The following is an 11,194-nucleotide window of genomic DNA, read 5'->3' as shown; positions in this document are numbered from 1 at the left end:
CTCCCAGCGGCGGGCGGGGCGGGGCCCTTACCCGCCCACCACCAGATCGTCCCGGTGGATCATCTCCGCGCGGCCGCTGATGCCGAGGATGGTCATCACATCTGGGGAGGAGCGGCCCTTGATCCGCTCGGCATCATCGGCGTCATAGGCGATCAGGCCGCGGCCGACCTCGCTGCCGTCGGGGCCGCGCACGATCACGGCATCGCCGCGGGCGAACTGGCCCTCGACCTTGTTCACGCCGGCCGGCAGCAGGCTGGCCCCGGCCCGTAGCGCGGTCACCGCGCCGGCGTCAATGGTCAGCGTGCCCTTCGGCTCCAGCGTGCCTGCGATCCAGCGCTTTCGCGAGGTGATGGGATTGGCCGGCGTCAGGAACCAGGTGCAGCGGCCGCCATCGGCGATCGCCTGCAAGGGATGCTCGATCTTGCCGGAGGCGATCAGCATATGCGTGCCTCCGGTCGTCGCGATCTTGGCGGCCTCGACCTTGGTGCGCATGCCGCCACGCGACAGCTCGGACTCGGCATCGCCGGCCACGGCCTCGATCTCCGAGGAGATGCTGTCGACGACGGGAATGAGTTTTGCGTTCGGATTGTTCTTCGGCGGGGCATCGTAGAGCCCGTCGATATCTGAGAGCAGCACCAGCAGGTCGGCGCTCGCCATGGTCGCGACGCGCGCGGCGAGGCGATCGTTGTCGCCGTAGCGGATCTCGGTGGTCGCCACCGTGTCGTTCTCGTTGATCACGGGTATCGCGCGCCATTCCAGCAGCTTGCCGATGGTGGAGCGCGCGTTGAGATAGCGGCGGCGCTCCTCGGTGTCCTGCAGCGTCACGAGGATCTGGCCGGCGCCGATACCGTGGGCGCCAAGCACCTCCGACCAGATTCGCGCCAGCGCGATCTGACCGACGGCGGCCGCGGCCTGGCTCTCTTCCAGCTTCAGCGGGCCGCGCGGCAATTTCAGCCGGCTGCGGCCGAGTGCGATCGAGCCGGAGGACACCACGAGGACGTCGCGCCCTTCCTTGTGCAGCTTGGCCATGTCGTCGGCCAGTGCAGCCAGCCAGGACGCACGCACCTCGCCCCTGTCGGAATCCACCAGCAGCGCTGAGCCGACCTTGACGACGATGCGGCGGAATTGGCTGAGTTCGGGGCTGGCCATGTCTCTTGTGTGCTGGCGCTGGATGCGAATGACGGCGGAGCGACAGGCGGCGCCGATGAGCCCTGCTTTTGCAGCAGGACGGTGACCGGCGCAAGGCAGCCGGGATGGTAAACGACGCATGTCGGCCTTGTGTCAGCCGTCCGTCTGGCTCTAATGGCGATCAACGATAAACGGGCCGAAAGAGGAAACGAATGGATCGCCGCAAATTCATGGCCGGATGCCTCGGCCTGCCGCTGCTGACGCAGGCGGGTGGGGCGCAAGCGCAGGCGGGGCTGACGAAAATCATCTTCCCGTTCGCAGCCGGCGCCGGCGGCGACACGCTATGCCGGCTGATCGCGCAGGAGATGGCGCCGCTGCTGCAGCGGACCGTTGTGGTCGAGAACCGCACCGGCGGCGACGGCCTGATCGGCATCAAGGCGGTGAAAGGCGCGAGCCCCGACGGCAGCATGGTGCTGGTGACGACAGGGCCGACCATGTATCTGCTGCCAATGGTGGAGGCGACGCCGAGCTTCGACACGGCCAAGGATTTCATGCCGGTGTCGCTGCTGGCGCGCTTCGAGTTTGCGCTGGTGATCGGCCCGGGCATCGATGCTGCCGATTTCAAAGCGTTCGTAGCGTGGCTGAAATCGCATCCGGACAAGACCTCGTTCGGAGTGCCGAGCAACGGCACCATTCCGCATTTCACCGGCTCCAAGCTCGAGAAGGATCTCGGTATTCCCCTGACCCGCGTGCCCTATCGCGGCAGCGCGCCGATCCTTAACGATCTCGTCGGCGGCCATATCTCGTTCGGGATCACGACACTGGCGGACGCGCTGCCGCAGCATCGCGCCAAGGGCGTGAAGATCATAGCGGTCTCGAGTGCCGAGCGCTCGCCATTCGCACCTGACGTTCCGACGCTCAAGGAGAGCGGCATCGATCTCGTTGCCGACGCCTGGTACGGCATGTGGCTTCCCGCCGGCAGCCCGCCGGAGTTCGCGAGCAAGCTCGGGGCGGCGGCGAGCGCGGCGCTTGCCAAGCCGGAGGTGAAGGAGAAGTTGACGGCGATCGGGCTGATTCCGATCGGCAGCAATGCGGACGCGCTATCCAAGGAGCTCGCCGCGAACACCGCGCTGTGGCAGCCGATCGTGAAGGCGACGGGCTACAAGATCACGAATTGAAGGCTGCCTCTTCTCCCTCTCCCCGTTCTTACGGGGAGAGGGTTGGGGTGAGGGGCTGTCTCCGCGAAAGCGCTGGCAATTGAACTCGCGGAGGGTCCCCCTCATCCGGAATTTGCTCTCGCAAATTCCGGCCTCTCCCCGCAAGCGGGGAGAGGCTGCTTCACATCTTCGCGCGCTGGGCGATGCCGTCCTTGATCGCCGCGAGCTCTTTCTCGTCCCAGATGCCGATCAGGATGCCACCCTTCACCTGGAGCTGACTATCCGCATAGGCGGCGATCTTCTCGCGTGGTGTGGTGATATGATCGTTCGGATGCAGCGCCCAGTCGAACAGCTCGGCCTGGAGCCGCGCGATGATGCCGGCGCATTCCGGATCGTCGCCGCGATCCAGATATTCGTCCGGATCGGTTTCGAGGTCGTACAGCATCGGGCGGAAGCCGGAGGCGTGGATGTATTTCCAGCGCCCGTCGAACACCATGAACAGGCGGCAGCGCTCGATCGGCTGGTTCAGCTTCAGCCGTACGTCCTGCATGGCATAGTCGTATTCGGAGAACGCCACCTTGCGCCAATCTGATGGCGTGCGCCCGCGCAGCAGCGGCAGCAGCGAACGTCCTTCGAGAATGTGGCCCGGCACCTTGCCGCCGAAATAATCGACGAAGGTCGGCGCGAGATCGATTCCCTCGACCAGCGCGTCGCTGCGTGTGCCGCGCGTGGCGTCGGCTTCCCGCGAAGGATCGATGATGATCAGCGGGATCTTTGCCGATTGCTCGTGGAACAGGTCCTTCTCGCCCATCCAATGATCGCCGAGATAGTCGCCATGATCGGAGGTGAACACGATCATGGTGGTGTCCAGCAGGCCGCGCTCACCTAAAAACTTCATCAGCACGCCCATCTGATCGTCGATCTGGGTGATCAGGCCCATATAAGTCGGGATCACCTTCTCGCGTGCATCATCGCGCGCCATGTTGCGGGAATAGCGCATGTCCATGTAGGCGCCGAACACCGGATGCGGATTCTGCCGCTCGCGCTCCGAGCGGATCACCGGGATCATGTCATCCGTCGAATACATGCTGGCATAGGGCTCCGGCGCGATGTAGGGCCAGTGCGGCTTGATGTAGGACAGATGCAAACACCAGGGGCGGCCGTCCGTTTCCGCCTCGCTGATGAAGTCCATCGCGCGCCGCGTCATGTAGGGCGTCTCGGAATGCTCTTCGGGCACGCGCGCGGCCTTGTCGGCGTGCACCAGCAGCCAGCCGTTGTGCAGCGAGCCGTCGTCAGCAGCGCCGGAATTGGCCCAGTGCTCCCAGGGATTGGTGGCTTCAAAACCGTGCTTTCGCAGATATTCGTCGTATTTCGGCCGCGGCCGTCCGGTCGGATGCAGGCCGTCGTCGCGCTCATAAGGCTCGAAGCCGCATTCGGCGACATGCACGCCGATCATCGATTCCGGCGGGATGCCGAGCGCCTTCATGCCTTCGATGTCAGGCGCCATGTGGGTCTTGCCGACCAGCACGTTGCGCACGCCGATCTTGTTGAGGTGATCGCCGAGCGTGGGCTCGCCGACGCGCAGCGGCCAGCCGTTCCAGTGCGAGCCGTGCGAGCGCATGTAGCGCCCGGTGTAGAACGACATCCGCGACGGGCCGCAGATCGGCGATTGCACATACGCCTTCGTGAACAGCACGCCGCGCCTCGCCATGGCGTCGATGTTGGGCGTCTTCAGCGTGGGATGGCCGGTGCAGCCGAGATAATCGTAGCGAAGCTGGTCGCACATGATCCAGAGAACGTTCTTCGCGCGCGCCATCCCTTGCCCCTGCTGTTTCTTTAATGCTGCGCTATCGGAGCCGCGATGACAACCTCTCCCCGTGGGGAGAGGTGTCGAGAGAGCGTCGACCCATCAGGCCGACCACGGCTCCGCTTCGGCCGCGCTCTTGGCCTTGGCGGAGACCGGGCTTTCGCCGATCACATCGGCCAGCGCGCGCAACGCCTCTTTGACGCCCTGGCCGGTGGCGCCCGACAGCAGCAGCGGCGTCTTCTTCGCGGCGCGCTTGAGACGGTCCTTCTGCTTCTTCAGCTCGTCCGGCTCGACCGCGTCGATCTTGTTCAGCGCGACGATCTCGATCTTGTCGGTGAGCTGGCCGCCATAGGCGTCGAGCTCCTTGCGCACGGTCTTGTAGGCCTTGCCGGCGTGCTCGCAGGTGGCGTCGACCAGATGCAAGAGCACGCGGCAGCGCTCGACATGGCCGAGGAAGCGGTCGCCGAGACCGGTGCCTTCATGCGCGCCCTCGATCAGGCCGGGAATGTCGGCGAGCACGAATTCGCGGCCGTCGGCATTCACGACGCCGAGCTGCGGATGCAGCGTGGTGAAGGGATAGTCGGCGATCTTCGGCCGCGCCGCGCTGACCTTGGAGAGGAAGGTCGACTTGCCGGCGTTGGGCATGCCGACGAGGCCGGCGTCGGCAATGAGTTTCAGCCGCAGCCAGATCCAGCGCTCCTCTCCGGGCTGGCCGGGATTGGCGTTGCGCGGGGCGCGGTTGGTCGACGATTTGAAATGCGCATTGCCGAAGCCACCATTGCCGCCTTCGGCTAGCACGAACTTTTCGCCGACCTTGGTGAAGTCGTGGATCAAGGTCTCGCGATCCTCGTCGAAGATCTGCGTGCCGACCGGCACCTTCAGCACGATGTTCTTGCCATTGGCGCCGTGGCGGTCCGAGCCCGAACCGTTCTCGCCCTTCTGGGCCTTGAAGTGCTGCTGGTAGCGGTAGTCGATCAGCGTGTTGAGGCCGTCGGCGACCTCGATGATGACATTGCCGCCGCGGCCGCCATTGCCGCCGGAGGGACCGCCGAACTCGATGAACTTCTCGCGGCGGAACGCCACGCAGCCGTTCCCGCCGTCACCGGAGCGGATATAGACCTTTGCTTCGTCGAGGAATTTCATGGGTCATAGGTAGGCCAGCCGGCCCCCTGCGGCAACCCGGATTGGTCCGCAAATCGGCCGAAATTCCGCGAATTGCGGCGCTTGCTTAACCGGCCGGCCGGCGCCGGATCAGGAATTTCTGCAGGCCCTCCAGCACCAGCTCCTTGCGCTGGTTGAACACGGTGCTGCGAAGCGTCACCACGCCTGTGCTGCGCCCCGGCACGAGCTCCGTGACCTCGAGCGCCGGGTAGATGGTGTCGTCGGCGAACACCGGCTTGAGGAACCGGCTCGACTGCTCGAGGAAGCCGACCAGGGAGTCCTCGACCATGAAAGGAAACAGGCCGGCGCCGGGCGCGGTGTTGATCAAGGTCTGGAAGCCGTGGGCGAGCAGATGCGGCATGCCGCGGGCGCGGCAATATTCTACGTCGTAATGCACGGGATGGGTGTCGCCGCTCGCGGTCTGGAATGCGGCGAACACTGCCGAGGTCTGGGTGCGGCTCGGCAGCACGAAGCGTTCGCCGACGACGAAATCCTCAAACCAGCGTTGCGTCGGGATCATGCGATGCCGGGTGGGATCGAAGTCGGTCATGGGTTAGCTCTTTTTTGGCTCTCTCGTCGATGTGGCCTGTATCGCTACCGCGATGCGAAGAGTGCGACAATCCGTTCAATTCGGCGTTGTGGGCTTGTCCCGGCGGCTCACGTCATTAAAACGACCGCAAGCGACTCTATTCGCCGATTCCTGATGCTCTCTCCCCGTCATTGCGAGCGCAGCGAAGCAATCCAGACGGCCGCCGCGGAAAGATTCTGGATTGCTTCGCTGCGCTCGCAATGACGACCCCTTGCAGTCCGATCCCATGCCCCTGTTCAAGAATCTCTCCGCCTATGACGATCGCTCCGCGCGCCTCGCTGGCATCGGCCTCATGGTGCTGTCGATCTTCATGTTCTCGTTCGGCGATGCCATGGGCAAGTTCCTGGTCGGGACCTATTCGGTGGGGCAGCTGCTGTTCCTGCGCGCCTGCGCGGCACTACTCCTGCTGTCGCCGCTGATCTGGAAGCAGCGTCACCAGTTTCTGCATCTGGAGCGGCCGAGGCTGCAGCTGGTTCGCGTCGTGCTGTCGACGCTGGAAGTCGCGGCCTTCTTTCTCGCAACCGTCTATCTGCCGCTCGCCGACGTCATCACCTATTACCTCGCCGGCCCGATCTTCGTCACCGCGATGTCGGCGATCTTTCTGGGCGAGAAGGTCGGCTGGCGGCGCTGGACCGCGATCCTGATCGGCTTCTGCGGCGTCTTGATCGCGCTGCGGCCCTCGGCGCAGACCGTCAGCCTGCCGGCGTTGATCGCGCTCGGCGGCAGCCTCTCCTTTGCAACCCTGATGCTGATCACGCGCAGCCTGCGCAAGACGCCCGACATCGTGATGGCGTCCTCGCAATTCGTCGGCACGTTTTCGCTGGGCGCGGTGCTGTCGGCGTTCAACTGGGTGCCGCCGACGCCCGGCAGCCTCGTGATCTTCGCGCTCGCCGGATGCGTTTCGGTCACTGCGCTGTTCTGCGTCAACCGTTCGCTCAAGCTGGCGCCGGCCAGCGTCGTCGTGCCCTATCAATATTCGATGATCGTCTGGGCGGTGATCTTCGGCTTCGTCGTGTTCGGCGATGTCCCATCCATCGCAACACTCGTCGGCGCCGCAATCATCATCGGCGCCGGGTTCTACATCTATCTGCGGGAGCGGGATCTCGGACGTCCCGGCGACGAAGTGAATCCGCCGGCGTAGCCGTCGTCCCGGGGCGCGCGTAGCGCGAGCCCGGGACCCATACCCACAGGAAGTCGTTTTGCGAAGACTCGGAGTGGGAGCTTGGCCATACACTGCGGCCTGGGATTATGGATCCCGGGCTCGCGGCTTCGCCGCGCCCCGGGATGACAGTTGTGAATGCAGCGATGCCCTACCGCACCCGTCTTGCACTGCTCCAGCTCTTCAACGAGGCCCACACCCCGCGCGAGAGGCGGAAGCAGTCGACGGGCGTCGAGGAGCCCAGCGCCAGGAAGCGGTGCAGCTGCACGCCGCTCCACTGGAAGCCGCACTTCTCCAGCACCTTACGCGAGGCCGGATTGGTGACGCGCGCGCCGGCGTAGAGATGCTCGTCCTCGAACTCCTCGAAGAAGAAATCGATCGCGCCGCGCGCCGCCTCGGTGGCAAAGCCCCGGCCCCAATGCTCGACGCCGAGCCAGTAGCCGAGCTCGGCATTGCCGGGCTTGGAGCAATCGATGCCGACCATGCCGACCGGCCCGCTGTCGTGCTCGATCAGGAACACGGTCTCAGCTCCGAGCTCGGCGGTGGCGCGGATGAATTCGGCGGCGTCGTCCTGCGAATAGGGATGCGGCAGGCGGCGCGTGTTCTCGGCGACGCGGCGGTCGTTGGCGAGCCGGGCGATGGTCCTGACGTCGGCCAGCGTCGGCCGCCGCAAGGTCAGCCGCTCGGTGGCGACGACGCTGGGTCTCGCCTCGGCCAAGGTCACGCTCGAGAAATCCTGCAACATGTCCGGCTCCGTGAAAGTCACTAAGTCAAAGTGCAAAGAACAAAGTGAGCAAAGAAAAGGGGAGGCCGGTTTCCCGCCTCCCCTTGGAGCCTTCGATCTCTTGCGATCTCTAGGACTCCGCCGGTTCAGTCGGGACCGGCGGACTCCGTTTTTGTCCACCGTCTATTCAGCAGCCTCGGCAAGCGGGAGCACCGATACGAAGGTGCGGCCGTTGGCTTTGGCTTGGAACGCAACGCGGCCCTCGATCTTGGCGAACAGAGTGTGGTCCGTACCCATGCCGACATTGAGGCCGGGGTGCCAGGTCGTGCCGCGCTGACGCGCAATGATGTTGCCGGGCGTGACGATCTCGCCGCCGAACGCCTTGATACCGAGGCGCTTGCCCTTGGAATCGCGACCGTTGCGCGATGAACCGCCTGCTTTTTTGTGAGCCATGGCTCGTCTCCGAAATCCTGCGTAGTTCTAGGTCAATTCCTTGACGGAATCATTTCAAAACGTCGCACGCATCAATTCGTGAATTGGCGTGATCGGTTTTGCGTTACTCGGCGGCTTCCGCTGCCGGCTCCTTCGTCACCTTTTCCTTCTTCGGACGCGGGCCCTTGGTGGGCTTGGCGCCGTCCGTCAGAATCTCGCTGATGCGCAGCACGGTGATCTCGTCGCGATAGCCGCGCTTGCGGCGCGAGTTCTTGCGGCGGCGCTTCTTGAACGCGATGACCTTGGGTCCGCGCTTGTGGTCGAGCACCTCGACCGCGACGGACGCGCCTGCGACCGTCGGGACGCCCAGCACCGGCGTGTCGCCGCCGACCACGAGCACTTCATTCAGCTGCACGATCGAGCCGACTTCGCCTTCGATCTTGCCTACTTCGAGAACATCATCCGGCACGACGCGGTATTGCTTGCCGCCGGTTTTGATGACTGCGAACATCGTTCTTTCTCCGTGTTCAATCCCGGCCTCTGGACGGGAAGCGTCCGGGTCGGCTTTTTGTCAGTCGCTATGGGTGTATTGCGTTTTGTGCGGGCGGGTTTTATCCCGTTGAAAACCCACGCAAAAACAAGCGGCGCGAGAAACGCCCCGCGCCGGCTGTGGGACTTATAGCGGCCAACAGCCGCAAGTCAAGGAAAACTGGGCGAAAACCGCCCGGATTTGAAGGCTTTGGCCGCGCTGAAAGCGCGCAGCCGAATCTCGGGTGGGCTTTGCAACAAACGGGTTCCCCCGCAGTTGTCCCGGCCGGAACAAGCAAGCGGGGCAAGGGCTCTCATGGCAACAGACGAACTGGTCAAAACAACGGGCATCGCCCAGCATGGCGCCGAACGGCTGCCGTCGGTCGATGTCGACAGCTTCAACATCGAGATCAAGGACGAGGACGGCTTTCTCGGCGACCGCGCCAGCAAGGGCGCGTTCCGGGAGGTGCTCGAGCGCTGGCGCAAGCCGCTGCGCAAGACGGGAGAGGACCCGTTCGGCAAGGTGTCGACCGAGGAGATCAACAAGAAGACGCTGGACGCCATCCTGATCGGCGACGACACCGAGGCCTCGGCCGTGGTGCACAGCGCGATCGAGGATTTCTCCCAGGAGCTCGCTTATGTCACGCGCCGATTCCTCAAGACCAAGGCCTGGGCCAAGACCGAGCGCATCGTCGTCGGCGGCGGCTTTCGCGATTCCCGGCTCGGCGAGCTCGTGATCGCGCGCGCCGAGATCATCCTGAAATCCGAGGGCTTCAAGATCGACCTGCAGCCGATCCGCCATCATCCTGACGAGGCCGGCCTGATCGGCGCGCTGCACCTGGCGCCGTCCTGGATCTTCGAGGCCCATGACAGCATTCTCGCCGTCGACATCGGCGGCACCAACATCCGCTGCGGCGTGGTGGAAACCGGCTGGAAGAAAGCCAAGGATCTGTCCAAGGCCAAGGTGGTGCATGCGGAGCTGTGGCGTCACGCCGACGACGAGCCGACGCGCGAAGGCGCGGTGAAGCGGCTGACCAAGATGCTGAAAGGGCTGATCACGGAAGCCGAGAACGAAGGCTACAAGCTCGCGCCGTTCATCGGCATCGCCTGTCCCGGTGTGATCAACCCGGACGGCTCGATCGAGAAGGGCGCGCAGAATCTGCCGGGCAATTGGGAGAGCAGCAAGTTCAACCTGCCGGCGAGCCTGATCGAGGGCATCCCCGCTATTGGCGAGCACGACACCGCGATCCTGATGCACAATGACGGCGTGGTGCAGGGGCTCTCGGAAGTACCGTTCATGCAGGACGTTGACCGCTGGGGCGTGCTCACCATCGGCACCGGACTTGGCAATGCGCGCTTCACCAATCGCCGCAAGGAAGGCAACGGCAAGGACCGGGATTCCACGGAGAACGGGAAGAAAAAAGGTAAAGCGGACAAGGAGTAACCTTGACCGGTTAGGTTAAGGACCGGATTGCGTTGCGGACCTCCCGTCGCACGCTAGGGTCGAATCGTCGCTTCCACTCGGCCGGCGAAGCCGCCCTTCACGGCCAGTATTTCAATAAGCGGCACGGGACCGCCAGTGTTTACCGCGTCTGGCGGTCCCACCCCGTTTTTCTCCTCAGCTCCAGCCGATGCGCGCAAAGAACGCGGCGATCTCGCGTGCCGCGCGATCCGGATTTTCCCGATGCGGGAAGTGGCCGACGCCGGGAAACATCTCGAGGTCGAGATCGCTGAAGGTCTCGGACAGCCGGTCGGTCCAGCCAAAGGGAAACAGCGGATCGTGCTCGGCCCAGCGCACGCAGGTCGGCACCGCGATCGGCGGAAGTGGCGGCGCTTCGCCCTTCATCATCGCCACGCGCCCGGCATGCGAGGCGCGGTAATGCGCAAAGCCGCCGGCGAGGTTGCCGGCTTTCAGGAAATTGTCCGTGAAGGCGTCCAGCACGTCGTCGAAGGCATTTGTCCGGTGCGCCCAGCCTTTGAGGAAATGGCTGATGTAGAGCCGGCAGCTCTCCCGGCTCGCACCGATGAGCTGTGGCGCCATCTCCATCTGGTGAAAGGACTGGTACCAGATGTGGTTGAGCCTATCGGGCGCGGCCATGCGCGGCCCGATCCCGGGATAGACGAAATCGAAGAAGAAGAGTCCCGCGAGCCGCTCGGGCGCCTGCCGGGCCAGCGGCTGCATGACAGCGCCGCCGACATCGTGGCCGACGACGCCGAATCGCTCGATGCCGAGCCGGTCCATCAGCGCTAGCATATCGGCGGCGTGGCCGTCCGGCCCGTAAGGGCCATCCGGCTTGTCGCTGTCGCCGAAGCCGCGCAAATCGGGCGCGATCAGCGTGAAGCGGTCCGAAAGCCTCGATATCACCGGCTCCCAGGTGAGCCAGAATTCGGGCCAACCATGCAGCAAAAGCAGCGGTTTTCCCTGTCCGGCGCGGACCAGGTGGAAATCGGCGCCATTGGCCGTGACAGTCAGGTGCTCCATGGCGGTTCCTCATCGCTTGAAAGGCCA

General features: G+C 64.5%; 11 protein-coding genes. 3 read left to right on the top strand and 8 right to left on the bottom strand.

The genetic code is table 11. The annotated features are described in order from the left end of the window. Positions 1-27: 27 nt before the first annotated feature. On the bottom strand, positions 28-1,149 hold the full coding sequence (gene proB, locus I6F17_RS32860) for a glutamate 5-kinase (protein ID WP_036008728.1): 1,122 nt from the start codon (positions 1,147-1,149) through the stop codon (positions 28-30). 191 nt (positions 1,150-1,340) lie between these two features. Between proB and I6F17_RS32855 the strand changes: the two genes are divergently transcribed. Next, positions 1,341-2,306 carry a Bug family tripartite tricarboxylate transporter substrate binding protein gene (locus I6F17_RS32855; RefSeq protein ID WP_225132187.1) on the top strand — a complete coding sequence of 322 codons (966 nt, stop codon included), beginning with the start codon at positions 1,341-1,343 and terminating at the stop codon, positions 2,304-2,306. A gap of 160 nt (positions 2,307-2,466) precedes the next feature. Here I6F17_RS32855 and I6F17_RS32850 read toward each other — a convergent pair whose 3' ends face one another. The 3 genes from I6F17_RS32850 to I6F17_RS32840 all read right to left on the bottom strand — a co-directional run bounded on the left by I6F17_RS32850 (position 2,467) and on the right by I6F17_RS32840 (position 5,803). Further along, positions 2,467-4,101 (bottom strand): alkaline phosphatase family protein, encoded by a 1,635-nt coding sequence (locus I6F17_RS32850; RefSeq protein ID WP_225132188.1) that lies wholly within the window; start codon positions 4,099-4,101, stop codon positions 2,467-2,469. A gap of 93 nt (positions 4,102-4,194) precedes the next feature. Beyond that, on the bottom strand, positions 4,195-5,235 hold the full coding sequence (gene obgE / locus I6F17_RS32845) for a GTPase ObgE (protein ID WP_225132189.1): 1,041 nt from the start codon (positions 5,233-5,235) through the stop codon (positions 4,195-4,197). An 85-nt stretch (positions 5,236-5,320) separates the two neighbouring features. After that, positions 5,321-5,803, bottom strand: coding sequence for a MaoC family dehydratase (locus I6F17_RS32840; RefSeq protein WP_225132190.1), 483 nt, complete (start codon positions 5,801-5,803; stop codon positions 5,321-5,323). 265 nt (positions 5,804-6,068) lie between these two features. Here I6F17_RS32840 and I6F17_RS32835 point away from each other — a divergent pair, with 265 nt between their 5' ends. After that, positions 6,069-6,983: a DMT family transporter gene (locus tag I6F17_RS32835; RefSeq protein WP_036040646.1), complete on the top strand. Its 915-nt coding sequence runs from the start codon at positions 6,069-6,071 to the stop codon at positions 6,981-6,983. A gap of 169 nt (positions 6,984-7,152) precedes the next feature. On the opposite strand, the gene I6F17_RS32830 is transcribed toward I6F17_RS32835, so the two are convergent. From I6F17_RS32830 to rplU, 3 genes are all read right to left on the bottom strand, one after another. Further along, the gene (locus I6F17_RS32830; RefSeq protein ID WP_225130783.1) at positions 7,153-7,746 is read right to left on the bottom strand and encodes a GNAT family N-acetyltransferase; all 594 of its coding nucleotides are present in this window, start codon (positions 7,744-7,746) and stop codon (positions 7,153-7,155) included. Between the two features lie 162 nt (positions 7,747-7,908). Continuing rightward, complete coding sequence (rpmA, locus tag I6F17_RS32825; RefSeq protein WP_025032812.1) at positions 7,909-8,178, bottom strand: 50S ribosomal protein L27; 270 nt, start codon at positions 8,176-8,178, stop codon at positions 7,909-7,911. A gap of 103 nt (positions 8,179-8,281) precedes the next feature. Continuing rightward, a complete protein-coding gene (gene rplU / locus I6F17_RS32820) occupies positions 8,282-8,668 on the bottom strand; it encodes a 50S ribosomal protein L21 (RefSeq protein WP_036008712.1) in 387 nt (128 codons plus the stop codon). A 333-nt stretch (positions 8,669-9,001) separates the two neighbouring features. On the opposite strand from rplU, the gene I6F17_RS32815 reads away from it, so the two are divergent. Then, positions 9,002-10,129 carry an ROK family protein gene (locus I6F17_RS32815; RefSeq protein WP_225132191.1) on the top strand — a complete coding sequence of 376 codons (1,128 nt, stop codon included), beginning with the start codon at positions 9,002-9,004 and terminating at the stop codon, positions 10,127-10,129. Between the two features lie 174 nt (positions 10,130-10,303). Here I6F17_RS32815 and I6F17_RS32810 read toward each other — a convergent pair whose 3' ends face one another. Then, positions 10,304-11,167 (bottom strand): alpha/beta hydrolase, encoded by an 864-nt coding sequence (locus tag I6F17_RS32810; protein WP_225132192.1) that lies wholly within the window; start codon positions 11,165-11,167, stop codon positions 10,304-10,306. Positions 11,168-11,194 lie beyond the last annotated feature (27 nt).

The organism is Bradyrhizobium sp. NBAIM18, assembly GCF_020193825.1.
Taxonomy (GTDB): domain Bacteria; phylum Pseudomonadota; class Alphaproteobacteria; order Rhizobiales; family Xanthobacteraceae; genus Bradyrhizobium; species Bradyrhizobium yuanmingense.
This window is presented reverse-complemented; position numbering and strand designations above follow the sequence as displayed.

Coding starts and splice junctions, on each gene's coding strand:
- I6F17_RS32855 (WP_225132187.1), top strand. CDS start 1,341: ATGGATCGCCGCAAATTCATGGCCGGATGCCTCGGCCTGCCGCTGCTG.
- rpmA (WP_025032812.1), bottom strand. CDS start 8,178: ATGGCTCACAAAAAAGCAGGCGGTTCATCGCGCAACGGTCGCGATTCC.
- I6F17_RS32830 (WP_225130783.1), bottom strand. CDS start 7,746: ATGTTGCAGGATTTCTCGAGCGTGACCTTGGCCGAGGCGAGACCCAGC.
- I6F17_RS32850 (WP_225132188.1), bottom strand. CDS start 4,101: ATGGCGCGCGCGAAGAACGTTCTCTGGATCATGTGCGACCAGCTTCGC.
- rplU (WP_036008712.1), bottom strand. CDS start 8,668: ATGTTCGCAGTCATCAAAACCGGCGGCAAGCAATACCGCGTCGTGCCG.
- I6F17_RS32815 (WP_225132191.1), top strand. CDS start 9,002: ATGGCAACAGACGAACTGGTCAAAACAACGGGCATCGCCCAGCATGGC.
- proB (WP_036008728.1), bottom strand. CDS start 1,149: ATGGCCAGCCCCGAACTCAGCCAATTCCGCCGCATCGTCGTCAAGGTC.
- I6F17_RS32810 (WP_225132192.1), bottom strand. CDS start 11,167: ATGGAGCACCTGACTGTCACGGCCAATGGCGCCGATTTCCACCTGGTC.
- I6F17_RS32840 (WP_225132190.1), bottom strand. CDS start 5,803: ATGACCGACTTCGATCCCACCCGGCATCGCATGATCCCGACGCAACGC.
- obgE (WP_225132189.1), bottom strand. CDS start 5,235: ATGAAATTCCTCGACGAAGCAAAGGTCTATATCCGCTCCGGTGACGGC.
- I6F17_RS32835 (WP_036040646.1), top strand. CDS start 6,069: ATGCCCCTGTTCAAGAATCTCTCCGCCTATGACGATCGCTCCGCGCGC.